This window comes from Thermogemmatispora carboxidivorans (assembly GCF_000702505.1).
GTDB lineage: Bacteria > Chloroflexota > Ktedonobacteria > Ktedonobacterales > Ktedonobacteraceae > Thermogemmatispora > Thermogemmatispora carboxidivorans.
This window is the reverse complement of sequence record NZ_JNIM01000001.1, coordinates 5,516,468-5,539,505: the sequence shown is the minus strand read 5'-3', so window position 1 is coordinate 5,539,505 and position 23,038 is coordinate 5,516,468. Positions and strand designations below refer to the sequence as shown.

Below are 23,038 nucleotides of genomic sequence, written 5' to 3'. Positions count from 1 at the left end.
TTTTTGGCACCTGAGCACCTCATTTGGGTCCCCCTCATCTCCCCCAATCTCGGGCCATCGTGCTTTCCAGCTGCGCGATGTGCCGTACAACGACGTCAACAGCCAGTTGATCCAGTGGCTGTGACTGCACGGTCACCACTGCAGGCCCCAGGGGGCGCCAGACTGCAGGGTTCGAGGGACCAAAGAGGGCTACGGTTGGCACCCCGAGCAAGCCGGCCAGATGGCTGAGCCCGCTATCGTTGCCCAGATAGCAGCGGGCCCGTTGAATCTGGGCAGCGACCCGTAGCAGAGGCAGATCAACCAGCACTTTTATCGTATCCGGCAGTGGGGCTGGCAAGGCGCCCAACAGCGCCGCCAGCTGCCCATGATCGGCAGGTCCGGCCAACACCAGCACCGGCCAATCACGCGCCCAGGCCCAGCGCACCACAGCAGCAAAGCGGGAGGCTGGCCAGCATTTGAGGGCAGAGCCACTGCCCGGATGAATGACCAGAGGCGCAGCGTTGAAGAGGGGCAGCTCCTGCTCAAGCACAGCAGAAGGGAGCCGATAGCAGCTGGCCACCGCTCTGGCTACATCAAAGACCAATCCCAGCGTCTGCGCCAGATACGATGCCACATGGACACCTGCCCCCGCCGGTGGGCGGCCAGGTCGGACCGTGACCGCAGTCACTCCGGCCTCGCGCAAATTGCGCTCTACGAGGCCCTCGGCATCAGTCAGCCAGCAGACCACGCGCTCCGCCTGGCGCAGACGTGGGCCCAGCCCCATGTGATCCAGGCCCCCTTCTGCAAAGAGCGCGCTCCAGCGCAGGTCAGCATAGTCCTCGACGGCGTCGGCTACCCCAAGCCAGCGCGCCAGCGGCAGCACCTGCGCATTGCCCACGAGCGTCAGGCGGGTCGATGGCAAGGTCGCCCGTAGAGCAGACAGGACCGGGAACGTCAGCAGCGTATCGCCAATCGCCCCGGGACGAATTACCAGCAGCTCTCTGCTCTTGTCATCAGTTCTGCTCACATTCATGGCTCACCACTTCTTCGCCAGCGAGAGCAGCTCAACAAGGACCGCAGCGGCTACAATGGCCAGAGCAGCCAGGAGGCTCCAGCTATGGAGGGCACGCAGGATTAAATTGAGCACAATACAGAGCGACAGGAGACACCCCTGACGCAGCGCATGCCGGATCGTTGTCCGGTAGAGACGCGAAGAAATGAAGAGCAGGCCGAAGAGGTAGGCAAGAGGCGCAAGCGTGCAGATGAGCGCCCCCAACAGGAGCACAAAAAAAGCCACGAAGGCCAGAAAGCCTCGCGGTGGAACAAAATAGGTAAAGAGGAGAAAGGCCGCCCATACTGGCAGGGCCAGCCCACCCAGGAGAGAGAGCGCAGCACGATTGGAAATGCGATAGCGTAGCTGTTGCTTGGCCATAGCTTACTTCAACAGGCTGAACCCCTGGTTGTTCCCCAGGGGCGCTTCCTGGAGGCGGCGGCTCGCGCGGGCCTCAGCGCTAAAGTACTTCTGCCAGATATCCGGGGCATCTTTACTTTCGCCTCCGTGCCGGGTCAGGCGCTGGCGAACACGACAGATCACCGGCGTGTTGACCGCAGCCCCCGCCACAATCACCTGACCCTTCGAGAGCGCAGGCAGATTGTCCAGCAGATCACGACCGACCCCCTCAATGGCGGCGGCTACGCTCTTCTGATCAATCTCGTTAACAATGCGCATGATGCACTGGGTCTGGCACTGGCTCAAGACATCGGCGTCGAGCTTGCCGGGCCGCTGACTGATGATGCCCACGCCAATGCCGAACTTGCGCCCCTCGGCCAGGACCTGTTTGAGAATCTGGGTCGAGACTACTTCGGTGCCGCTCGGCGCAAAATGGTGACCTTCCTCCAGCAATACAAAGACCGGATAGGGCAGATAGGATTCGCCAGAGCGCACTTTGCCGCGCTCTGTATTCATGCGTGCCTGATAGAGCCGGCGCAGGAGCGTGGCGACAATGACCTGTTGATCACGCTCATCTACTTCGTTCAGCTGCAATACGGTGCACTGGCCGGGCTTGAAGATCTCACGCAGATCCAGATGCTGGACATCATCAAAGGTGAAGCTATCGACAAAGCGCTGCTCGATACGCCACATCAAGGCGTGCACGGTACTGGAGTCGTCCGCTCCCTCGCCGTCTTCATCGTTTTTGCTGCGCGCCACCTTACGAATGGCCTCCATCAGGTCCTGCGCGCTCCAGGGCGTACCTCGCTTCATCTCGTTCACTTTACGCAGAGCGCGGCTAAGCAGGTGTTGCTGCTTCTCAGTCATCTCAGGCAAGAGATGACGCATGTCTCCCATGTTCAAGGTTGAGAGACGGACCTTAACCTGCTCGGGGCGGTAGACGCGCACCTGGGCCCGATAGCCCTCGCCCCCCTCTTCGCCGCTCTCCTCAGAGAATTCGGGAAGATTCGGCAATTGATCGAGCGTGCCATACTCGCCGTGCGGGTCGACGATGAGCACGCAGGCTTTATTGTAGGGCCTCATCAGCTCTTCGATAATCACGCTGGCCAGGTAGCTCTTGCCGGCGCCAGTGCTGGCGATAATGGCTAGATGGGTACTGACAACATCCTTGACCGAGAGGACGATGGGCACCGCCCCCGGCGTCCGCGTTAACAGCGAGCCGATGGTCGCCGAGCCAGGCTGACCAACGCGCTTACGGCAGAGGATCTGCGAGAGCATCTCATCGTCCGCCAGGAAAATCTGTTTGCCCGACTGGGGTGGTATCCAGGGGTTAATAAAGGAGCCGCTTGCGGGATCATAATAGCCCATGATGGCGACGTGCAGCTCGAAGAGTTCGTTGGCTCGCGCATCGTAGCCGACCATCGCCGCAACCTGGGCCGGCGAGACCTCCGGCTCGGCCAGAAAGGTGTCAGGATAGAGCTGCAGGGGAACACGCTTGATAATGCGGCCCAGCACGCGCCGCGCTATCGGCTGGGCGCCGTTCTGGCCCCACTCATCAGGCTCATTGAGTTCATAATAGACATACTCGCCGTTCTTGAGGACCTGCTCATCGTCGCGCGAGACAAAGGTATATTCGTGGGCCGACTCGCCCGGTCCCTTGGTAATGCCCACAGGCTTGCGACCCGTGCGCCCTGACGAAACAGGTGGCACATTGGCAGAATCGCTGACCATAGCCGCTTCACTCCATCTTCTCTGTGAGAGTTCTGTCCTGAACTGCACGGCAGACGGCAGACCTGCATTGCTCCCGGCTCCGGCAGCCCTCATTCAGCCAGTGGTTTCAACTTTGAGGCGCCAGGCGAAGTTTCGTTTGACAATCGATAGTAGAGAGAGATTTTGAGGGAAGAGACGTTCAAGCTGATCAATAATGCAGAGCGCGACCATCGGCAGTAAGCTATTGCGCTGAGCGATGATGTGAGGCAGATAGCCCATATGGAGATAGGGCGGCTCATCCGGCCTGTCAGGGTCGCAGAAGAAGTGGAACGCCCGCACCTGCTCATCATCCATCGTCTCAATCTCGCTCCCCAGCTCCAGCGAAAGCAGAGGGACTCCATGCATAATAGAGAAGACTTCTGTCTGGCCTTCGGGGGTGGTCCTCTCCTGCATCATACCGAGCACCATGACATAGATCAGCACAGCACGCTCGGCAATGTAGTCCGGCGAGAATAGCTCAACCTGGGTTTCGTTGGAGAGACGCGGTCCCAGGGAGCCAAAGCTTGGATTGAGCAGGATGGTATCGTAGATCACGCCTACAGCGTAGGTTCTTGGCTCTGTACTCATACCCAGCACGCGATGTAGCTCCGCCTCGGGATCATCGCCCTGGCGTGCACGCACAGCAATGCGCACAAAGCGTCCGAAGGCGTAGTCTTCAGGCGCCGGCTCGACTTCAACCTCGCGCGGTCCGTAAATCTGACAAACGTAATTGATGTGTGAGTCGGATTTGACGATCTTTCCTATAAACATGCCGATGCCTCGTGTGCGGGCATGGAGGAGCACGCCCTGTATCTATTGTACCTGCTACTTCTCTCCCTCGAAAAATGACCTGGCTTTACCTTCCCCTGAAGAGCATCTCTTGCTCTCAGTAATGTTCAAGCCAGACAGGGTCATCCTCTCGAAAGCGACGGGCAGCGCTGGCCCGTCTCACCTGGCGGCCATTATACCATACCAAGCCTGGCGAGAGGAGGCAAGTCAGTCCTCCTGCTCTGGCGGCTCAGGCCAGGCCCCAGGCTCTTCGGCCAGGCCCGCTATGGCGGACAAGGGGAGGCGGGAGGAAAGACTTCAGGCCGGGCAGATAAGAAAGAAGGGGCAGGTGGGACAGCGTCCCGGGTCAGTGGGGGCCGCGGGATACTCGTGCTCTTTGAGCCGCTCCAGGCTCTCGACCAGCCTGGCGTAGAGGCTCTGCTCGCGTCGTTGCCCGAGTTTCACGGCCTTGACCTCGCCCGTGGTCAGGTTGTCGCAGTGGAGCTCGGCCTCCTGTCCAGGATAGTGTTCACGGTAAGCGCGCATGTAGAGCAGCTCGCGCGTGTCAGGCTCCGGCTCTTGCTTGCGTCGGCCAAAGCGCGTGCGTACAAAGCGCACCGTCTGCTCTGGCTGCCGTGGCATTTCGACGCGATCGACATCGACGCGAATGGTTTGGCCAGCGATCTCAATAGTGAAGCCACGCCAGAGCTGCCAGTGCTGGGTCTCGGCACTCTCCAGCAGTTTGTGGTGAAGCTGCTCGGCTACCTCGCGTCCATGTCGTTCGTACAGCGAGGCAAAAGGGGATTCGTGGCCGCCAAGCTCGCGCCAGTGCCGGCCATAGAGTTCATGCACCTCTTCGCGCGTTGGCAGGGCTGCTGACAGCTGTTCCCCTCCAGCCCTGGCTCGACGGGCCCGCCCGACCCACTCATAGAGCGCCTCTAGCGTCTTGCGCGTGGCCTGCACAAAGAGGGAATAGCCTTCTTGAAGAGGCTGGAAACGATAGATGTAGCTGTAGAGATACTTACGCGGGCATTGCTGATAGCATTCGATGGCCGGGGCATTGAGTATCTCCGGCTGCATGGCGCGGATAAATTCTTCGTGGGGCCGGTTCAGCCAGGCAGACCCAGGCTCCTCGTGCTTCTCTTCCGCGCCAGTAGCTGCTGACCCGTCCTGTTGTCTGCGCCATTCCGTGCTGACGAGGCGTTCCGATGGCAGACCAGCCAGCAGTGGCTCCAAAAAGACTGAGGGCTTGGCCATGCGCTTGCCTGGACGACGACTATAGCTCAGCACGAGATGGTCGCGGGCGCGTGTAATACCGACATAGAAGAGGCAGGCTTCGCCAATCTCGTGCAGGGTGGCCTCATCGCTCTCCAGGGAGAGCATGCCGTCGGGTGGCGGTACCGGATTGTGGCGTCGGGTGGCGGGAAAGCGCTGCTGATTCAGCCCGGGCAAATAGATGACAGGAAATTCCAGCCCTTTGCTGGCATGGACGGTCATCACTCGCACGACATCGGCCTCGCCGCCCTGGCTCTCCTCAAGACTCTGCTGGCGCGTGCTGCTGTCCTGACGCAGCATGAAAAGGACGCGCAAATATTCCAGGAAGCTGCGGGCCTGCTCATAGAGAGGGCTGGCCTGAGCCGCACTGGCAGGCTGGCCTTCGGCTGGCGAGGATTCTTCACGCTGCTGACGCTGTTGCTGCAGGTCGAAACGCCGCGCCAACTGGAGCAAGAGGGCATAGTCGGCCAGGATGGCCCGCGCCTGGGCGTCATCGCGAGCCAGAAGGCGACGCACTTGATCTGTTTCGATGAGGAGATACTGAGCGAGTAGAGACCAGATGTCGGGAGCCGTAGCCAGGCGTTGCAGGAGCTCGCTGAGCAGGCGCAGTGACTGGCGCCCGCCTTCGCTCAGCGTCTCAGGAATGTCGCCACGCAGCACGAGCAGACCCGGGGCAACCTGCTGCTCGCGCGCCGCCAACAGCAGGGCCTCAATATCGGCCTGGCGCAGGGAGTACTCCGGCCAACGCGCCGCGCGGAGCAGCCCCATACCGTCCGGCCCCGCCAGCAACACGAGTGGGGACAGAGCATCTTTGACGTGCTCCTGTTCCAAAGTGCCCCCGCTCTCGATGACAGGCAGGCTCGCTGCCGCCAGGGCTTGCGAGATGCGCCGGGCCTGAGCGCGCGTGCGACAGAGCACGACCAGGTCACGATAGCGATAGCCCCGGCGAGCGCGCTCCTGCAGATCAGCGACTAGGCCCGCCAGCTCGGCAGCTTCATCTTCCGCGACCGCCAGCGTCACATACGGTTCTGATGGAGAGGAGCGCACCGCTTCGTTGCGCCGCAGCGCTGCCTCTTCGCTGTGTTGTCCAGCCTCCAGGCGCTGAAGACGAAAGGTTTCGGCCAGCGCGACAATATCGGGGCGCGAGCGATAGTTGCGGCTCAGCGAGAGAACGACGGCCCCCGGATAATCTTCGCGGAAGCGGGCGATGTTGGCCGGGGAAGCTCCGCGGAAGCCGTAAATGGCCTGATTCGCATCGCCCACAACCCAGACGCGGCGCGCCTCTCCTGCTAACAGCCGCAGGAGAACGCCGCTGGCCCGGTTGATATCCTGAAATTCATCGACAAGGATGTGCTGGTAGCGCTGCTGCAGCTGCTGCAGGAGATCGCTGTAGCGTTCGAGGAGCTGGACTGTCAACATGATCAGACCGCCGAAATCGATGTCACCACGCCGCTCTAGCTCCTCCTGATAAAGAGCATAGATGGAGGCAATTTCGCGAGCACGCTCGGCTCGCTCACGTTCCTCGACCGTCTGGGCCTGCTCCAGCATCTGCTCGGCCAGCTGACGATAGCGCTCAGGAGTCACCAACTCATCCTTGGCGCGCGAGATGGCCTTGAGCATGTCAGGGAAATAGAGGGTAGGCTGTGTCAGATGATGGTAATAATAGAGGGGGAGACGAGGCGCCAGGCTGCGCAGCAAGAAATACCCTTCGGCGTCGTCAACCAGCGTAAAGTCAGGACGAAGGCCAGCCAGCTCGCTATACTGGCGCAGAAACTCGGCGCAGAAGGCGTGAAAGGTGCTGACCGTCGGCAGCTCCCAGGCGGCGGACTTCGGTCCCGCCGAGGTCCTCAGAGCCTGCCCTAGACGCTCCTGCATTTCCTCAGCGGCCTTGCGCGAAAAGGTGAGGGCCAGAATTGAGCGCGGCGCGACGCCGCAGGAGCGGATCAGATACTCGGCGCGCCCGATAAGAGTGCTGGTTTTGCCGCTGCCTGGCCCGGCGATCACCAGGGCTGGTGTCGCCGCAGCAATGGCCGCCTGCTGAAACGCATCGTAAGATCGGCCCGCGCCCTTCGCGGCTGACGCAGATGCAAAAGCAGGCTCAAGACGCCGCAGCGACTGCCCTGCCGGTTGTTGCTCTGGCTCTCCTCGTGACTCCATGACAGAAGGATATTCTTTGAGAAGCCCGGTCAGGCGGTTAAGCATGGCCGCCTGCGAGACCCCAAAGCGGTTCGCCAGGGAGGCCGGCGGGAGACCCTGCTCTACATAGAGCGAGCGCACTGTCTCCAGGGGCATCAACAGCTCGGCAGCGAAGAGATTGGCCGCCAGCTCGCGCTGGCTGCGGGGACTATAGGACTGACCAGGGCCGAGTAGCTCCTCGACGCGCCCCTCCTCAGCCAGGGCCCCGATCTCTTCACGAATCTCGCCTTCGCCGCAGAGTTCAGCCTGGCCTTGCTCCTCCTCAGCAAACTCCGCCAGCGTGCTCGTTAGAGGCCCCAGGGTCTCTTCCAGCTCGGGCAGCAGGAGACGCATCGTCTCTGTCAAAGGGCGATGGAGGATGACATGGCCAAGTTCATGCGCGAGCGTAAAACGCCGCTGCGGCTCAGGCAGGTTGCGGCAGATCCAGATCAAATTGTCGCCCGGCTCCAGATAGCCATAGGTACCTGGAGGGTGATCAGCAGGGTGAAAGGTGGCGACCTCCAGTCCCAGCCAGGTGAGCAGCTCATCGAGCGGCAGGGCCTCGGCCTCCCACAACGACCTGTCGTAGCGATAGCGCTGGCGCACATAGCGAGCGGCCAGCGTGGCCAGTGCGCGGGTCTCTTGCTCCATCGGTAGCGTCTCTTTTCCCGCAACTCATTCCTTGCCTCTCGCGCCTCCTGGTCCTCTGCTGCCTTATTTGGAAGCGCAGGCTGGATCGGAGAGAGGAGAGAAGAGGAGATCACAGGTTCAGCAGCATTATATCATGCCTGCCTACGAGGGCCAAATGCTGGCCAGGCCAGCTCTGAGCGGAGAGCGAGCAGAAACCTTCTGCGCAGTGGCCCTGATTTTGCTATAATTGAGGGAGACAGGCAGGCGGCTAGTCCTACCTGGTGCGCGCGGCGGGCGAGACGGCCAGGCGTAGCGCGGCGGCAAGGGAGCGGACACGTCCTCACACCTATGGGAGGTTCCTGGTCATGGAAGCATCCGAAATATTGACTCGCGCCAGAGCGGGGGAAGACAAGCCCGATGGCTGGATTGTGCTGCCGTTGCAGCGCGGCAGAGTGATCATCTCGATCATCGGCTGGCTCTTTGGGGCGGCTCTGGGTCTCATCCTATTCGCAGCATTCTTTCCGGTCATGGTACCCGAAAACTACCACAGTGCCTTCGGGGCAATTATCAGCACGCTTTTACTTGGTGTCCTCCTCTTTATCGGTCTGGGTAGCATCTGGTGCCTGATCAGCGACACACGCCGCCTCATGAGAGCGCAGGACTATCTGATCGTCATCACACCCGAGGACTTTGTGCAGCAAGCGGGGAGCAAGGTCGTCCACGTTCCCCTGATCAACGTCCGTTATGTAACAGCCAGAGGCCGTGCCAGGCCGGATCGCACGCCTCCCACCAACCAGCTTGGGCAGCTTGGCAGCGCCGGAGAAAACATGGTGGGCTTTCTCTTTGGGCGTGGCATGACCCAGTCCCCAGAGGAACGGCGCAAAGTGATGAGTTCCCGGGCCCCTACCTCGCTCGCATTCATCGACACGCGCACCAACACCGAGGTCGTTGTCACGACGGATACAGCCTACGGCGATCCTTTTCTCATCGCTGCCTTGTTGAAACAATACGCCACCAGAGCGCAGCAGATCGCCTAAGCCGCCGGACTGACGAGCGAGTTGTCTTCTCTCTTGCCTTGCCCGTGGGCCGTGCGCATACACCTCCTTATTGTCCTTTCCGCGCCATCCTTTGGCCGCCGATAGGAGTGCCCTATGCTGCTGGCTATTGACATCAGCAACACCAATATCAAGTTTGGCCTCTACAACAGTGAGGCCCTCAAACATCACTGGACCGTCTCCACCGTGCGCCAGCGTACTGCTGACGAGTACGCGATGCTGTTGGGCACGCTCATGAACCATAGCGGACACACGTTCGGCGATGTCCATGCTGTTATTTTCTCGTGCGTCGTGCCACCGTTGACGCCGGTCTTCCAGGAACTGGTCCAGCACTATTTTCATCAGGAAGCTATTATTGTCGATCACACCCTGAATCTAGGCCTGCGTCTGCTCGTCGATAACCCGTGGGAAGTTGGCTCTGACCGCATTGTAACGGCCATTGCCGCTCACGAGCTATACGGCGGCCCAGCCATAGTGATCTCTTTCAGTACAGCGGCCACCTTCGACGTGATTTCGGCCCAGGGTGACTTTCTCGGCGGCGCCATTGCCCCAGGGCTAATGATCTCCGCCGAGGCTCTTAGCAGCGCCGCTGCGCGCCTCTTCCGAGTCGAGCTGACTCCGCCGCGTTCGGCTCTGGGCAAGAACACGACGGAGAACATGCAATCTGGTATCATCTACGGCCATGTCGGCCTCGTCCAGGGACTGCTCCATCGCTTGCGCGCCGAGATCCCCGAAGTGCCCGATCAGGGCCAGGTTAAGATCATCGCCCACGGTGGCCTGGCTAATTTTATGGCTCCGCTCATCCCCGAGATCCAATACGTTAACCAGTTTCTCCCACTGGAAGGTCTGCGCATCGCCTATGATCGCCTGCGCAATGGCTATCGCCAGCGGGAACGCTAGTGGACCGGATCTACGGGCAGGATAGCCAGCGTTCCCCCTTCCACCGACCGCAACCGCCAGGTCCGAAGCTCCCAGAAGTGCAAGAAAGGCGAAGAGGGTGAACCTCTTCGCCTTCTGCTGCTATGGACCCTGTTCCCACACGTTGTTTCAAGGAGGCTAGTTCTTCAGCAGTTGGGCAATCTGATGGAGATCGCTAGCGGCCTGATGCAAGGCTGTATGGGCTGTTTTCTCGGCGCTGTGCACCTTCGCGAGGTTGCTGGCGTAGGTGGTGCGGTTCTGATTATAGTTCTCTGGGGTCAGCGTAGGGAGAGCGCTCTGCACGGTGTCAAACTGAGCTTCCGCCGTTGCAAGCTGGGCCTTGAAGTCGTTGTAGAGGCTCTGCAGCTGAGCCTGTTTGCTGGCAGGAGCGGCTGCGATGGCCTTCTCAATGGAAGCCTTGGCTGACTCCATCTTATTGGCCAGCCGCTGCTCGATATCAAAGTGGAGCTGCTGATAGTCACGTGGCAGGACAACCGCATAGATGCGGAACTGCCAGAAGATGTTCTTGACATCCTGGCGGGCAGCCTGGGCCGAGGTCTCAGCATCGAGCTTGCTCTGCAGCGACCTCAGACCGTTTTGGTTGGTGGCAATGTCAGCCTGGAGAGCGCTGGCAGCATCGGCAGTGATGTGGCCAGCCTGCTGCTGCTGCGTCACTCGACTGCTGAGGGTATTCAAGGCATTCAGGCGCGCCGCGATGAGCTGGTTCCCAACGTTGATGACGCATTGAACATCGTTGCGGGCACACTGGCCGCCGGAGGCCGGCGCCGCCTGAGCAATGGCCGGCAGCGCCAGGTAGGCCACCAGGCCCGCCAGCATGAGGTTAACCAGAGCCAAAAGGGTGAGCTGAGCAGGTCGCTTTAGCCCCTTGAAGAGTTTCATCATCATCTCCTTAGCCTTCTACGCTTATTCCTGCTTGTGTGAATGTATACTACAGATGCATGGTTAGGGCATTGTCTGATTGTTGGCGAGACGCTGCGAATCTGGCAGCCGCGTCCCCGTCCCTCTGCAGCTTAAGGGAGAGGAGCGTTATCCTGGCCCTGATCGCTAGAGTTAGCGTCGTTCTGGGTCTGGTCCAGAGAGGGCAGTGTTCCCTGAACCTGTTGGTCGATCGACTGCACCTGCTGCGCTGGACTGCCACTTCCTGCTGATGTTGATGGTGATAGTGATGGCGTGGCGCTGCTCTGATTGCTCGTGCTTGCCGGTAGCGATTGGCTCTGCGAGCTGGCCGGAGCAGTCTGATCCTGCGAGTGCTGAGCACGCCCGGCACAAGCTGTCAGGGTCAGCGTCGCAATCAGCAGCGTCAGCAACAAGGCGAGGCTGAGTAGAGAGCGAAGGGCGGCAGCGCCCAGAGTCGTCGACTTTTTGTTCATGTTCTTCATCGCCTTTTCTCTATAGCTCTATAGCAGTCGTAGCCTGATAGCTGATCAGTGATAGCCTCACGCATCGACCAGAAGGACCTGGCCCAAGGCGAGGTCTGTGGTGTTATCGCAGCGCAACGACAGATCACGCACTGAAAGCGCCTGCGTTTTTCACTCCGCAGGGTAGTGTAGCAAAAAAACCTCAAGAATAGCTCAAGGTCAACCAAAGATTTGCTCAACGCTGCCCGCCGGGCTGATCTCCGTGCCGCTGGTGAGGGTTCCGACAGCTCTCTCCCTGTAGCGCCGGGAGCTCACGGGCAGGTCAGAGGGCAATGGAGTGCATAAAAAAAGAGGCAGTCAGCCGAGATCGCTGGCTGACTGCCTCCTGTCCTGTTCCGTAGTGGGAACGGGGAGAAAACGCCGTGTCAGGCTCCTACTTCTGCTGGCTCAATCCCTCAGCATAGCGGCGCTCGATCTCTTCCCAGTTAACCACGTTCCACCAGGCACTCAAGTAATCGGCGCGGCGGTTCTGATACTTCAGGTAGTATGCATGCTCCCAGACATCGTTGCCCATCACGGGATAGAGGCCATCCATATAGGGGCTATCCTGATTGGCAGTCGAGATGATCTGCAGCTTTCCCTGCTTGTCCAGAACCAGCCAGACCCAACCCGAGCCGAAGCGCTTCAGGCCAGCATCTTTGAACTGATCCTTGAAGTTCTCGAACGAGCCAAAGGTCTGCTCGATGGCCTTCGCGAGATCGCCACCGGGCTGGCCGCCGCCATTCGGCTTCATGATGCGCCAAAACATGCTGTGATTGGCATGGCCGCCACCATTGTTGCGCACCGCCGTGCGCACATTCTCCGGTACCTCGTTGATGCGCCGCAGCACCTCCTCAACCGGCAGACTGGCAAAGGGATGGCCTTCCAGCGCCTTGTTAAGGTTATCGACGTAAGTGCCGTGATGCTTATCGTGGTGGATCTGCATCGTCTGCGCGTCGATGTTCGGCTCCAGAGCATCGTAGCTATAGGGCAGAGGTGGAAGTTCAAATGCCATAGACCTTCTCCTTTTTATACCCAAGAGATTACCAGAATGGCGCTTCAAAGAGCGTGCTCGCCCTGGCCTACCTTGTTGTTCCACTCGCCTGCGCTAGCGCTAGCCGGCTGGCCAAGGAGAGAAAAGCGAACCGGACCCGGCGGCAAGGCAGCAGGTCCGGCAAGCGGACAGACACAGATGCGCATGTACACGAGCACGCGCGCGCTCGAGCACTCGGGGCAGTCGAGGGACCGGCCAGAGCGTCGCATCAGCCAGCACTAGAGCACTCTCCTGTTTAGTTGTATTCGATAAGATATGCGACTGTCAAGCAGATGCATACCTTTCCGTCAGGCTACACAGGAGCGCTGACCCGCCCCGCCTCTGGCTGCCCGCCGACCCTCCTCTAACGATCCCGTGCCTCAGTCTCTCTTCGTAAGCCAGGGTAAGCCTTCCTCGTTTATTAGTATAGCGTAAAGCGCGCTGGCTGCCTCTGAACGAAAGGACAGTGCCTTGCCAGGAAAGCAGCTTTATGGTAGTCGCGAGGGCCGCCTTGCCAGCGTCACGTCAGCGAGTAGTATGCTTAGTGCCACCAGGGGAAGGTCAAACCCCCGTAAAGCAGCAGGCCGGCTCCAGCGGCCAGTAGCAGAATGACAAAGACGTGCACGCGCCGACTCAACGCCAGCAGGCAGGCAGCAGCTCCGATGATCCAGGCTCGCCAATCGCTGGCGCTATGGCCGATGATGGTCCAGGTATTGCCCACAGTGATCCCGACCACCGCCAGCGAGACCCCACGCATCAGCGCCTCGACCCAGCGCAGTCCCCCAAGGCGTTGATACAGCCCCTCCCAGATCAGCGCCACAAACGGCGGGATCATAATCGCCAGCAGCGCCAGCGCCGCACCCAGATAGCCATAGGTCAGATAGCCCAAGGCAATGACCCAGAGACCGTTTGGCCCAGGACTCAGCTGGCCAATGACCAGGGCCTGGCTAAAGTCGCTCTCCTCAGCCCAGTGGCTGGCCAGCAAATCCTGATGCAGACTGAGAAAGTTGCTGAAGCCGCCTGTTGAGAAGAGCGAGGCTTTGAGAAACAGCCAGAAATAGAGGAGTGGATTCTTCATGATTGCTCCTCCCTCTCAGACGACTGCTCTGCCGTGGCCAGCGACGGCGCTCGGACGAAGAGCAGTCTACCGGCGAGGGCGGAGGCCACTACAACGAGCACCACAGCAACCTTGCCAACGATGAGCGCCAGGGTCACCAGAGCAATAAACGCCAGACTGAGTGCCAGCATGCCGAAGCCTTCCTGATAGCCTTGCTTGAGTAGCGGACGAGCAAAGTTGATGGCCACTACCAGCATGATCCCTGCTGTGGCAGGCACTACCCCGCGGAACATCGCTTCGACAAAGGCCAGGTGCTGGATTTCCTGAAAACCGGCGGCGATGAGGGTCGTAATCGCCGCGCTCGGGAGCAGCAACCCCAGAAGCGAGACCACTATTCCCCAGGCGCCAGCAAGCTTACGCCCAATGAGGACGGTGATGGCCACCAGATTGATGCCGGGGGTCATAATGCAGAGATTCCAATCACGAGCAAATTCCTCGATGGTCAGCCAGCGATGTCTTTCGGTAAACTCTCGTTGGATCAGCAAGAGCGTCGAAGAGCCGCCGCCGAAGGATTGCAGGCCGATCAAGACCCAGATACGCAGCAGCTCCCAGACCGATGGCGGCGGCTCCCTGGTCTCTCGAAGGGAAGGCGTCCCTTTCACTGTGATAGATACAGGCTGAGTCGGTGGCTTCTGTTGATCTGCGTGGAAATTGTCCATAAGCGTATGCCAGAGTAGAGAAGTTACAGGAGGAGTTTGGCAGTAACCAGCTCACAGCTCAGCCTTCATTCTAGCACATAGCTTCAGGGATCAGCCAGCCAGCAACAGGTCCCAAAGCCTGGAAGCCGCCCAGGAAGATTCTTCCCAACTAGACCGGTATCACGGCTGACGACGAGCAGTCAGTCGGCAAGCAAGGCAGGTAGCTCTGCCTCCAGAGTAGCCAGGCGCTGGAGGCAGTCCTGCAGGAGCTGGCGCTTTCGTTGCACAAGATAGAGCTGTGCCTGACCACAAAGCAGCGCCTGCTCCTGCAGACAAGTCGCAGCCGCAGCCAGGCCGGCCTCGTCCACGAAGAGCGCGGCATCGAGCAGGCGTCGCGAAGCGAGAGGCAGGACAAAGCTCACCAACTGGCGCTCCAGCGACTGCGACGAGCGCTCATCCAAAAGAGCCGCCTGCAGACGCTGGAGCGCCGCCACCCCACTATAGAGAACAGGGCCTTCGCAAGGCTGACTCAAGTGAGTGTGAACGAGAGACAGGGTGCGAGCAATCAGTGTCGCGCGCGCTGGAGCTGGCTGCTCCTGAGCGCAGAAATGCATACGGAGGGTGAAAGGCGCATGAGGATAGCCAACCTTTTCCGCTCGCCAGGCTCGCAGGAAGTCGCGTACCGATAGCCAGGCATAGGGATACTTCTGGGGATCATGCAGCAAGACATACTCGTCGTAAACCGCCAGCACCAGGGCGAAGTGATCGGCCCCATGCAAGCGCCTGTACTCGGGATGATACGTTAGCCATCCCAAATCGAGCGGTCCCACCAGGGCAGGCTGCACCTTCACAGCAGCCTGCAAAACGGCCAGAGCTTGACGCTCATCGACAGGATCAATCGCAGAGGTAGGCCATTCCTGGCAACACCAGCCAAGAGTCTTCAGTGCCAGTGACAGCCCCTGATTGGGATCGATAGCAGCGTGAGAGAAGAAGATCTGTGGCCGGCCTGGCAGCTCCAGGTAGAGCTTGCCGAAAGGCATGGTCGTCAGGCATTCCAGGAAGCCTGGCTCAGGGAGCCAGTTGCGCTCTGCACCCGCCGCCTCCAAGGCCATTCCCAGGCTCTGCGTATAGCAGTAATCGCTGCTTCCCCAATACCTTACAAGGGGAGGCAAAGGAGCAGAGGGCAGGCCAGGGTCCCCCCTGGTCTCGCCGCCAGATATCTGGAGGCAGCCAGGTCTTGATGTCTTCACAGGTGATATCTCCTTTCTCTTACAGATCGCCTGTTGAAAGTGTAGCCGGAATTTTATTTTTTATCAACTCTATGGGATTTTTTATAAATAGAAGGGATATTTTATATATTCTCGACAGAGAGAGAAGAAGAAGGGAGAGCGAGGAGAGTGGCCCGGGCGGGGTGCGAGCCGGGGGGAGAAAGGCACCCGCTCCCGGGCCACGAGAAGAAAGAGAGACCGACGCTTGAACACAGCAGCGAGGAAACAGTTTACAGCTCGCTGCGGAACAGAGACAGATAGACCACCTCAGAACCGGCGTAGACGACCTGGCCGAGCCACTCGCCCTGGCTGATAGAGAGCAGGCGCAGGCCGGCATGTTCCTCAGCGGGGCGAGCCCGCTTATAGAGCGAGGCCAGCGCGGAGAGCTGCGTCAGATGCTGCTCCTGCTCCTGGCGGCGGGCCTCGGCGAGGCGCTGCTGCAGATCATCCAGATCGCGCAGGCCCTCCAGATCGAGGACCGGGTGTGCTGGTGCGCGATGCTGGCGCTCGGCCAGTAAGGCAGCGGAGGCATAGCAGTAGATCAGCAGCACAGGCAGCATCTCGGTCCAGTAAGCGCTGTTCGGAGCCACCTCCACGCCGACCAACCGCCCAGCCAGGAAGAAAGCAGCACCGACCTGACCAGGCTGCCACTCCAGCGCGCGGCGGTAAGGCAGCAAACTGGCGAAGTTAGGACGCAGCCAGCGCTCCAGATGGCCGCCGTAATTGATCCCATAGCGGCGCGAATAGGCGGCGATGGCCGTCCAGAGGCGCCTGAAATCCTTGATTCCCCGCAACTCGAAGGCAGCGCGGCGCAGTCCGAGAGGCAACATCGAGAAGCGCTGCTGGGCCTGGTTCAGCGTGCCACTCTGGGTCTGCTGGATGCAGAAGCAGTCGTCTGCTGTCAGCGTTTCGTCAGCATCAAGGATCAGCACGCGGCTGGTCGCGTGATTCTGCCCCCCTGGCTGGAAGAACGCCACATGCATGGGCAGCACCAGTACCCCCTTCGTGGCCCGATTGCGCAAGACGAGCGTTCCATAGTTAGGAGAACCGACCACCTCCAGGGAGCGCATGGGAGGCACAAAGCGCGCACGGCTCTGCTCCTGCCCGGTACTGACCGGAAAAAGGCCGATGACCCCCAGCAGACCCCAGGAGACCAGCGGACCAGGGACCAGGTGGGCCAGCAGCCCGGTAAGAAGAGAGGTCTCCGCCGCCTCCTGCTTGGCCTGAATCTCCATCATAGCTATCACCTCGTAAGCAAGAGTTGTTGCACCTGTTCCGCCTCAACCGGAGAGATAAACTCAGCCGCGTAATCGAGAAAGAGTCGTGTCAGCACCTCACGCACTCCCTGCTCATGCTGCACGGGCAAGAGCACGAAATCGTCGCCCAGACGACGCTGGGCCAGCTGCTCAGCACTGGTATAGACAGGCACTATCTGATAGACGGGCATAGTCAGACCGAGCAGGCGCAAGCCCTGCAAGACCAGGGCCGCATCGCCCTGGCGCATATTCTCGTAGCCATCGGTAATCAGTAGAATGGCCTGCGGCTGCCTGCGAGCCGCCTCCAGCAAAGCGCTGGCCAGATCGGTCATCCCCCGCGGTTGTGGCAGCAGCTCCTCACTGGCCGGAGCGCTGCCACCGACCTGATAGAGCGTCAGCGAAGTCACACGCTGCTGCAGCAGGCGGACCAGGGCCAGCGCCAGAGCTACTGGATGAAAGGCCCGCTCGCCGGACGAGGCCATCGAGGCCGACAGATCCAGGACCACCGCCAGCCGTGCTTCAATCAGCGGGAGCGAGGCCACGGCCTGCTCAGTGCGCCGCCACAGCTCTTCACAGTACTCTTCCCCCTCCAGCTCCTGAAGCAACGCTTCTCGATAGAGCCTGGTCAACGGCCCATCCTGGCGTGCGACCCGCGCCGTCGAAGTGGAGAGCGAGCGCACACGGCTGGCAGGGACATCGCGGTGATAGATACCGCGCAGGCCAAAGAGGGTCTCGCGCGGGAGACCCTCCCCCTGCTCTAGTTGCTCACGAGCAGCCATGCGCTTTGCCAACGTCGGATCAGTTGGATTGAAAGGTACCCCCGCCAGGAAGCAAAGCGTTTCTCGGGCAACCTCTGGGTCGGGAGCATAGTGCAGCAACTCACGCCGCAGGAACTTCTCTCCGACCTCGCTCGGCTGCGCCAGGAAGCGCCGGACCGAAGACCAGGTACGCTCTCCCAGCAAATGCTTCAACAAGAGCGTCACCCGCTGTCGCCGTGTTGCCGCCAGCTGCGGGAACTGCTCATGACCGATCAGCAGCTGCAAACCAATCTCGCGAGCACGCCGGTTATTGATGCGCCGCTGCCGGATCACATCGGCAACCAGCAAAGCCTCCTCAGCTGGCAGCGTACGCAGCTGTTCCACTATGCGCTGCCTGGTGATAGTGTGAGCTGCTGGCAAGCGAATCAGATTGGCAAGCATCTCTCGCTTGTGCGAGAGATCTGCAAATGGATCAGCCAGCAGATACAGGTAGAACTCGGGAGCCGCCTCGCACAATCTCTGATGCAATGTCAGCATTTGTTCCTGTCCGGTCAGCGGAATCTGGCGGCTATTCAGGTACTCAACGAGCAACTTCTTATCCATAGGCAGCTTCTCCGTCACAGTACTACATGACGATAAGAGTAAAAAGCGTGGAAAGCGCGCAAAAATGAGACAAGTCACGACGACAGCATGTCGTAGTGGATCACGCGCGCGCGCGCAGGCAAAGACGGATACAGGAACCAGAGAACACGGGTCGACCGGCGCCGATAGCTCCGGGAGCTACGCCTGCCGCCCTCGCAGAAAGCGTTGATGGATATTGGGGAGACTTCTGCAGAGGAAGGTGGCGGAAGCGTAGCCCACCAGGTAGCCCCAGGTATCCTTCTTAAACGGATATTCCGCCGAAGGCCTCGTTTCTAGGCAATATCCTGGACCCGGTAAACCTTTGAGTATAGTCAACATATACGCTTCCCGCCCTGTAGAAGATGGTAAACAACAAAAAACAGCAAACTGCCTTGTCCCATCAGGAGGGACGGAGCCGGACAGGCAATGAATAGACTACATAGGGGAAACAGCGCCGCCAGGCTGGGCTGTCCCAGAATCCATCGCGATAGAGCGCGTAATCACCCTTTTTCACAGATGATTTGGCTGGCGCAGGAGGGGTCATTTGAATGCAGAATGTCTTTCCAGACTCGTGCTCGTAGGCAACAGGTCCCGTGTAGAGACCACCGCATCCAAAAAGTTCCTGACAGGCTCTATATAACATACCGCTGGCTGTTTGTCAAGTATTTCCTCCACCATTTTGAGAGAAGTCCGCCAGGAGATTCGGCATGAAGGGAGCCGAGGGATAGCCATCCTACTCGTCTCATGACGATCCTTTGTCGGGCGGCTCTTCTGCTCCTTTCGCTCGTAGCCAGACAGTAATGTTCTCTCGCTGCAGAAGGCCCACCAAAAAGGGTGCTGCGGTGGGAATGGAATCGTTCAGCCAGTTGTAATCACCTATAGAAGCTAGCTAGCACGTGGTTGTGATACGCTACGCTACCTGCCAGCTTTTATTGGCTCCTCAGTGAGAGGAGTCAGATGTTTTCGCCTGCTTTCAGGCGAAGGAGCGGGTCATGACGCTTGTGACAACGCCTGGGCTGGAGCGCTTTCGTGGTCTGGTGAGCGAGGCTTTGCTCTCTGAGATTTACGATCTGGCGCGTCCGCTCCAGGGCGTGCATGTTCTGCACATTAATACGACGGCGCAGGGTGGTGGTGTGGCTGCTTTACTGCGCGTGCTCTTGCCCTTGGCCAGGGAGCTGGGCATTCCTCATACCTGGCGAGTGGTTCAGCTCGACGAGTTTGCTGCCACTTTCATGGCGCGGCTGACCGATATGCTCCAGGGTGGCGAGCCGGGCCTGATTACTCTCCAGGACCAGCGCCAGTTTTTGGATTCGCTGCGGTCGGCCATGCAGCCGCTTGTTGCTGAGCGTGCCGATCTCTACTATATCCATGATATTCAGCTTGTCCCTCTGGGGCAGCTGTTTCCATACATGCGCCCGGCCCTCTGGTTCAACCATATCGATACTGCCCGGCCTGATCCAGCGGCGCTTGCCTACATCAATCAATTCCTGGATGCCTATGCGCTGTGCACCTTCAACACGCCTTTCTCGGTGTTCCCGCAGTTGCCTGCTGGGCGTGCCGCGGTGATTACCTTGGGGATCGACCCCTTTAGCGAGCGCCATGCGCCCTTGAGCGAGGCTGAAGGGGCTGCCCTCCTGGCTGGCTGTGGGATTGATCCAGGCCGTCCCCTGATTACGCAGGTCTCGCGCTTCGGGCGCTGGAAGAACCCGTGGCAGGTGATCGAGATCTATCGCCTGGTGAAGCAACGCCATCCGGAGGTCCAGGTGGCGCTCGTTGGCGCACTGGAGGCCAGCGATGACATCCGTGCCCAGGCTATTCTTGCTGATCTGCAACAGCGTGCGGGCGATGATCCCGACATCCATCTGCTCTGGGACCCGGCCCAGCTGACTGCGCCGGTGGTCAATGCCTTCCAGCGCTTTTCGCAGGTAATCCTGCAGCGTTCCAGTCGCGAAGGGTTCGGTCTGACGGTGACAGAGGCGATGTGGAAGTATCAGCCAGTAGTGGGGACCTCGGCGACCGGGGTGCGCTACCAGATCACTCATGGCTACGACGGCTTCCTTGCCGATGATGCGGAGAGCGCGGCAGCTTACGCACTGCGCTTACTGGAGGAGCGTGCGCTGTGGCGCCAGATGGGTGAAGCTGCTCATCGCAGCGTTCAGGAGCGTTTTCTGTTGCCCATGATGCTGCGCGACTACCTGGCAGCCCTGCTGCGCGTCCAGCAGCTGGTCGGTAGTGCCTGAGTCCAGCACTCCATCGTTCCGATCCCTCTGTTCCTGATTGGCGGTCTTGGGGGCCGGGCCGCCAATCAGGGACGAAAAGAGAAAGTCGGACCTGGGCCGCCTGGTCAGCCAGAGCGGGCCGGTGGCCTCGTTCCCCTTCTTTTCCTCGCTTTCCTGCCCCCTGGTACGCTACTACTCATCGCTGACCCGCTGGCCCGTCTCTGCCTTTTCCTCAGCCGCGGGAGGGAGGCCGTCGGCGTAGACGCCGCGATAGGAGGCAGGCAAGAGGGCGGCGATGCTGCGCATGACGCGCTCCGTGGCCTCTTCGATCTCCTCGCGAGTGATCTTGGGGCCTTGGGGCTTCAAGAGCAGCGGCTCGCCGTAGACGATATGGATCTCGGGACGGAACTTCTTAAAGAGGTCCTCGCTGCCCCAGATGGCCACAGGCAGAACTGGCACGCCAGTGCGCAGGGCGATCATTCCCAGGCCGGCGTGAGCGCGGGCCAGCGTGCGTGTGCGGCTGCGCGTGCCTTCGGGGAAAATAACCAGCACCCGACCGGCCTTCAGCACGGTCTCCGCCGCACGCAGGGCCTGGCGATCCCCCTCGCCGCGGCGGACAGGGAAGGCGCCAAGGAAACGCGCCAGCCAGCGCAAACGCCCCTGAAAGACCTCCTCCTTGGCCATGTAGACGACTTTCTGGGGCAAATAGATGGGAATGAGAGGGATATCGGTCCAGGCGAGGTGATTAGAGGCGACAATGTAGGGGCCCTGACGCGGAATATGGTGGCGACCGCGCGGACGCATGCGCGCGATCACGGCCAGCAGGAGCACGGCCAGGATGCGCAGAATCTCATAGATCAGTGTTGGTGTCTCGTAGGGTTGATAGAGGTCCTTTTCGCTCCGGCTGGAAGCCGTGCGCTTCAGTGGCTGCCGGCTCTCCGGCTGCTCCTGTCCGGCGGAGGAGAGGCTGACTTCTTGTTTCATCGCTTTCCCCGAAAGTGACAGATGCGTTCCAGGACTTGCGCTACGCTGAGATGGTCGGTGTTGATTACAATGGCGTCGGGCGCCGGCTGCATGTTGTCGTGATCGATCTCATCGCGGCGCCGAATATCGGCCACCACTTCCTCAAAGGAGGGGAGGGCCGGGTGATCATGGCCGAGGCGCTCCAGCAGTTCGGCATAGCGTCGACGTCCGCGCTCCTCCAGGCTGGCCGTCAGATAGATCTTCAGCTCGGCGTCGGGCAGGACCACGGCGCCGATGTCGCGTCCAACCATGACGACGCGGCCAGGGCGAGCCAGCGCGCGCTGGGCCTCAATCAGGACGCTGCGAACTTCGGGATGAGCAGAGACCAGCGAGACGGTGCGGGTTACGTCAGGGCTGCGAATGGCCCAGGTGACGTCTTCGCCGTTGACGGTCACTGTGTACTGGCGCCCGTCCTTAAGATGAGGATGGCTGATGACGATTCTGGCCTCGCGCGCCAGGCGCCCAAGGGTCCCCCCATCGTGCGGATCGAGACCCCGCTCTAGGGCCAGCCAGGTCAAAGCCCGATACATGGCCCCAGTGTCAATATAGAGATAGCCCAGACAGCGCGCTAAGCGCTCTCCCACGGTGCTCTTACCCGCGCCGGCTGGCCCATCGATGGCAATGCGTTCCGCCTGCTCCATGTGGTTTCCGAGCCTTTCTGGTCGGCGTGCAAATGTCGCTAAGATTATACCATAGCTCCCCGGCAAAGCAGGCCCTCCTCAACTTTCCCGTCCCTCTGGCTCAGACCGCCCCTGCTCCTCTCCCTTTTAGTTTTAGCCTTCCCTTTGGGTTGCGTCCATTGAATGACAGGGGAGCGTTCTTTCGTTAGAAATGGTATCCTTCTTATGGCATATACTATCCTCCTGATGAAGGAGGCTCCCCGAAGAGGAAGAAGAAGAGGGGCGGCATAGGCGCCGGCTTCCCCCCATTCCAGTGAAGGAGGTTGCAACGATGAGCAAGCGATCCGAACACGTTGAGGTGCAGCGCCCTGCGCGCCGCGAGAGCGTCTATGCACGCTATCTGCGGCTCTCTGAACTGTTATCCCTGCAGAAGTCAGAGGAGGAGCTGACCCATCACGATGAGCTGCAATTTCAGATTGTTCATCAGGTGTTCGAGCTATGGTGGAAGGAAACAGCCTTCGAGCTGCGCAGCATCAGCCACCTGCTTAAGCAGGCGAACCTCAACGAGGCTCTGCGTTTGTTGCAGCGCGTGATCCGTATCCAGTACCTGCTGCTGGAGAATATGCGTATGCTCGAAACAATGTCCCCCTGGGACTTTCACGCTTTTCGCAAGCTGCTGGCCGGCGGAGCAGGCAGCGATTCGCCCGGCTATCGCGAGCTGCAGCGCCTCTCGCCACCACTCTGGGATGACTTCCGCTCCTTGCTGGCTGCGGCAGGCGCTTCGCTCAGCGACGTCTACCTCCAGGCTGGACGCTATCCCTTACTGCATGCTTTTGCCGAGGCCCTCATCGATTACGACGAGGTGATGCAGATCTTCCGCTTCCGGCACTATAAGCTCGCCGAGCGCATGATTGGCGCGACGACAACGGGCACTGGCGGCACACCTATGCCTCTTCTCGAACGTACTATTCATGACATGTTTTATCCCGAGCTCTGGGAGGTGCGCAATCGCCTGAGTGCACTCGCTCAGGAACAGGGCCAAATCTAGCCAGACGCAGAATGCGCTTC

Annotated in this window: 19 protein-coding genes; 4 read left to right on the top strand and 15 right to left on the bottom strand. The window is 60.2% G+C overall.

Going from position 1 to position 23,038, the window contains the following annotated elements; all coding sequences use genetic code 11:
- Window positions 1–34: 34 nt before the first annotated feature.
- From N688_RS21835 to N688_RS21815, 5 genes are all read right to left on the bottom strand, one after another.
- Complete coding sequence (locus tag N688_RS21835; protein WP_052891260.1) at window positions 35–1,012, bottom strand: glycosyltransferase family 9 protein; 978 nt, start codon at window positions 1,010–1,012, stop codon at window positions 35–37.
- A gap of 3 nt (window positions 1,013–1,015) precedes the next feature.
- The gene (locus N688_RS21830; protein WP_052891259.1) at window positions 1,016–1,411 is read right to left on the bottom strand and encodes a hypothetical protein; all 396 of its coding nucleotides are present in this window, start codon (window positions 1,409–1,411) and stop codon (window positions 1,016–1,018) included.
- 3 nt (window positions 1,412–1,414) lie between these two features.
- Window positions 1,415–3,160, bottom strand: coding sequence for an ATP-binding protein (locus N688_RS21825; protein WP_052891258.1), 1,746 nt, complete (start codon window positions 3,158–3,160; stop codon window positions 1,415–1,417).
- A gap of 93 nt (window positions 3,161–3,253) precedes the next feature.
- Window positions 3,254–3,949: a DUF8166 family protein gene (locus N688_RS21820; protein WP_156025628.1), complete on the bottom strand. Its 696-nt coding sequence runs from the start codon at window positions 3,947–3,949 to the stop codon at window positions 3,254–3,256.
- Between the two features lie 315 nt (window positions 3,950–4,264).
- Complete coding sequence (locus tag N688_RS21815; protein WP_052891256.1) at window positions 4,265–8,047, bottom strand: UvrD-helicase domain-containing protein; 3,783 nt, start codon at window positions 8,045–8,047, stop codon at window positions 4,265–4,267.
- A gap of 344 nt (window positions 8,048–8,391) precedes the next feature.
- Between N688_RS21815 and N688_RS21810 the strand changes: the two genes are divergently transcribed.
- The gene (locus N688_RS21810) at window positions 8,392–9,063 is read left to right on the top strand and encodes a hypothetical protein (RefSeq protein WP_156025624.1); all 672 of its coding nucleotides are present in this window, start codon (window positions 8,392–8,394) and stop codon (window positions 9,061–9,063) included.
- Between the two features lie 114 nt (window positions 9,064–9,177).
- Window positions 9,178–9,981: a type III pantothenate kinase gene (locus N688_RS21805; RefSeq protein WP_052891254.1), complete on the top strand. Its 804-nt coding sequence runs from the start codon at window positions 9,178–9,180 to the stop codon at window positions 9,979–9,981.
- A 156-nt stretch (window positions 9,982–10,137) separates the two neighbouring features.
- Here N688_RS21805 and N688_RS21800 read toward each other — a convergent pair whose 3' ends face one another.
- The 8 genes from N688_RS21800 to N688_RS21765 all read right to left on the bottom strand — a co-directional run bounded on the left by N688_RS21800 (window position 10,138) and on the right by N688_RS21765 (window position 18,090).
- A complete protein-coding gene (locus N688_RS21800) occupies window positions 10,138–10,905 on the bottom strand; it encodes a hypothetical protein (protein ID WP_156025622.1) in 768 nt (255 codons plus the stop codon).
- 125 nt (window positions 10,906–11,030) lie between these two features.
- Complete coding sequence (locus N688_RS21795; RefSeq protein WP_052891252.1) at window positions 11,031–11,399, bottom strand: hypothetical protein; 369 nt, start codon at window positions 11,397–11,399, stop codon at window positions 11,031–11,033.
- Window positions 11,400–11,811: 412 nt separating this feature from the next.
- Entirely contained in the window at window positions 11,812–12,432 is a 621-nt protein-coding gene (locus N688_RS21790; RefSeq protein ID WP_052891251.1) for a superoxide dismutase, read from the bottom strand.
- A gap of 559 nt (window positions 12,433–12,991) precedes the next feature.
- Entirely contained in the window at window positions 12,992–13,528 is a 537-nt protein-coding gene (locus N688_RS21785; RefSeq protein WP_052891250.1) for a chromate transporter, read from the bottom strand.
- Window positions 13,525–14,226: a chromate transporter gene (locus tag N688_RS21780; RefSeq protein WP_081839128.1), complete on the bottom strand. Its 702-nt coding sequence runs from the start codon at window positions 14,224–14,226 to the stop codon at window positions 13,525–13,527. The genes N688_RS21785 and N688_RS21780 overlap by 4 nt, the downstream gene beginning before the upstream one ends.
- A 179-nt stretch (window positions 14,227–14,405) precedes the next feature.
- Window positions 14,406–15,455, bottom strand: a complete 1,050-nt coding sequence (locus N688_RS21775) for a cysteine peptidase family C39 domain-containing protein (protein WP_156025616.1) — start codon at window positions 15,453–15,455, stop codon at window positions 14,406–14,408.
- A gap of 248 nt (window positions 15,456–15,703) precedes the next feature.
- Window positions 15,704–16,711, bottom strand: coding sequence for an ARPP-1 family domain-containing protein (locus N688_RS21770; RefSeq protein WP_052891247.1), 1,008 nt, complete (start codon window positions 16,709–16,711; stop codon window positions 15,704–15,706).
- Window positions 16,712–16,716: 5 nt separating this feature from the next.
- Window positions 16,717–18,090 carry a vWA domain-containing protein gene (locus tag N688_RS21765; RefSeq protein ID WP_052891246.1) on the bottom strand — a complete coding sequence of 458 codons (1,374 nt, stop codon included), beginning with the start codon at window positions 18,088–18,090 and terminating at the stop codon, window positions 16,717–16,719.
- 1,010 nt (window positions 18,091–19,100) lie between these two features.
- On the opposite strand from N688_RS21765, the gene N688_RS21760 reads away from it, so the two are divergent.
- Window positions 19,101–20,348 (top strand): glycosyltransferase, encoded by a 1,248-nt coding sequence (locus N688_RS21760; protein WP_052891245.1) that lies wholly within the window; start codon window positions 19,101–19,103, stop codon window positions 20,346–20,348.
- A gap of 171 nt (window positions 20,349–20,519) precedes the next feature.
- On the opposite strand, the gene N688_RS21755 is transcribed toward N688_RS21760, so the two are convergent.
- Window positions 20,520–21,311: a lysophospholipid acyltransferase family protein gene (locus N688_RS21755; RefSeq protein ID WP_052891244.1), complete on the bottom strand. Its 792-nt coding sequence runs from the start codon at window positions 21,309–21,311 to the stop codon at window positions 20,520–20,522.
- Window positions 21,308–21,991, bottom strand: coding sequence for a (d)CMP kinase (gene cmk / locus N688_RS21750; RefSeq protein ID WP_052891243.1), 684 nt, complete (start codon window positions 21,989–21,991; stop codon window positions 21,308–21,310). The genes N688_RS21755 and cmk overlap by 4 nt, the downstream gene beginning before the upstream one ends.
- Window positions 21,992–22,301: 310 nt before the next feature.
- On the opposite strand from cmk, the gene N688_RS21745 reads away from it, so the two are divergent.
- Complete coding sequence (locus N688_RS21745; RefSeq protein WP_052891242.1) at window positions 22,302–23,018, top strand: tryptophan 2,3-dioxygenase family protein; 717 nt, start codon at window positions 22,302–22,304, stop codon at window positions 23,016–23,018.
- Window positions 23,019–23,038 lie beyond the last annotated feature (20 nt).

Coding starts and splice junctions, on each gene's coding strand:
- N688_RS21835 (WP_052891260.1), bottom strand. CDS start 1,012: ATGAATGTGAGCAGAACTGATGACAAGAGCAGAGAGCTGCTGGTAATT.
- N688_RS21760 (WP_052891245.1), top strand. CDS start 19,101: ATGACGCTTGTGACAACGCCTGGGCTGGAGCGCTTTCGTGGTCTGGTG.
- N688_RS21805 (WP_052891254.1), top strand. CDS start 9,178: ATGCTGCTGGCTATTGACATCAGCAACACCAATATCAAGTTTGGCCTC.
- N688_RS21755 (WP_052891244.1), bottom strand. CDS start 21,311: ATGAAACAAGAAGTCAGCCTCTCCTCCGCCGGACAGGAGCAGCCGGAG.
- N688_RS21785 (WP_052891250.1), bottom strand. CDS start 13,528: ATGAAGAATCCACTCCTCTATTTCTGGCTGTTTCTCAAAGCCTCGCTC.
- N688_RS21745 (WP_052891242.1), top strand. CDS start 22,302: ATGAGCAAGCGATCCGAACACGTTGAGGTGCAGCGCCCTGCGCGCCGC.
- cmk (WP_052891243.1), bottom strand. CDS start 21,991: ATGGAGCAGGCGGAACGCATTGCCATCGATGGGCCAGCCGGCGCGGGT.
- N688_RS21765 (WP_052891246.1), bottom strand. CDS start 18,090: ATGGATAAGAAGTTGCTCGTTGAGTACCTGAATAGCCGCCAGATTCCG.
- N688_RS21780 (WP_081839128.1), bottom strand. CDS start 14,226: ATGGACAATTTCCACGCAGATCAACAGAAGCCACCGACTCAGCCTGTA.
- N688_RS21790 (WP_052891251.1), bottom strand. CDS start 12,432: ATGGCATTTGAACTTCCACCTCTGCCCTATAGCTACGATGCTCTGGAG.
- N688_RS21800 (WP_156025622.1), bottom strand. CDS start 10,905: ATGATGATGAAACTCTTCAAGGGGCTAAAGCGACCTGCTCAGCTCACC.
- N688_RS21830 (WP_052891259.1), bottom strand. CDS start 1,411: ATGGCCAAGCAACAGCTACGCTATCGCATTTCCAATCGTGCTGCGCTC.
- N688_RS21815 (WP_052891256.1), bottom strand. CDS start 8,047: ATGGAGCAAGAGACCCGCGCACTGGCCACGCTGGCCGCTCGCTATGTG.
- N688_RS21825 (WP_052891258.1), bottom strand. CDS start 3,160: ATGGTCAGCGATTCTGCCAATGTGCCACCTGTTTCGTCAGGGCGCACG.
- N688_RS21810 (WP_156025624.1), top strand. CDS start 8,392: ATGGAAGCATCCGAAATATTGACTCGCGCCAGAGCGGGGGAAGACAAG.
- N688_RS21820 (WP_156025628.1), bottom strand. CDS start 3,949: ATGTTTATAGGAAAGATCGTCAAATCCGACTCACACATCAATTACGTT.
- N688_RS21770 (WP_052891247.1), bottom strand. CDS start 16,711: ATGATGGAGATTCAGGCCAAGCAGGAGGCGGCGGAGACCTCTCTTCTT.
- N688_RS21795 (WP_052891252.1), bottom strand. CDS start 11,399: ATGAAGAACATGAACAAAAAGTCGACGACTCTGGGCGCTGCCGCCCTT.